General features: G+C 57.2%; 2 tRNA genes and 1 rRNA gene. All 3 read left to right on the plus strand.

The features are described from left to right. A 16S ribosomal RNA gene (locus tag RM463_RS17470) occupies positions 1-127 on the plus strand; the annotation flags it as partial. A 184-nt stretch (positions 128-311) separates the two neighbouring features. Further along, positions 312-388 (plus strand) — tRNA-Ile (locus RM463_RS17475). Between the two features lie 13 nt (positions 389-401). Beyond that, a tRNA-Ala gene (locus RM463_RS17480) sits at positions 402-477 on the plus strand. The last annotated feature ends 51 nt before the right edge of the window (positions 478-528 follow it).

The following is a 528-nucleotide window of genomic DNA, read 5'->3' on the forward strand; positions in this document are numbered from 1 at the left end:
GGAGTGGACTGCACCAGAAGTGGTTAGCTTAACCTTCGGGAGAGCGATCACCACGGTGTGGCTCATGACTGGGGTGAAGTCGTAACAAGGTAGCCGTAGGGGAACCTGCGGCTGGATCACCTCCTTACCGATATGTCACCGACTGTCGGCAAGTGCTCACAATGAATTACCTGATCGACCAGAGCAAAAGACTGTTTGGGTCATCGACCCAGTGGTTGGAAGTCGATTCTGTTGCTCAGTTGGTGAGAGCGCACCCCCTGACCTTTAATGGAAAGGAGGGTGAGGTCAGACGCCGACTTGCGTACAGTGCCGGGTCTGTAGCTCAGTTGGTTAGAGCGCACCCCTGATAAGGGTGAGGTCGGCAGTTCAAATCTGCCCAGACCCACCATCTAGCAGCATCAGGGGCCATAGCTCAGCTGGGAGAGCGCCTGCCTTGCACGCAGGAGGTCAGCGGTTCGATCCCGCTTGGCTCCACCATCTTGCAGAAGGTCAGCGTTTCGAGCGAAACGTCGCACCGCCCGCTTGGCT

Origin of the sequence: Halomonas sp. LES1 (assembly GCF_031846005.1) — a bacterium.
In the GTDB taxonomy this organism is placed as follows: Bacteria; Pseudomonadota; Gammaproteobacteria; order Pseudomonadales; family Halomonadaceae; genus Halomonas.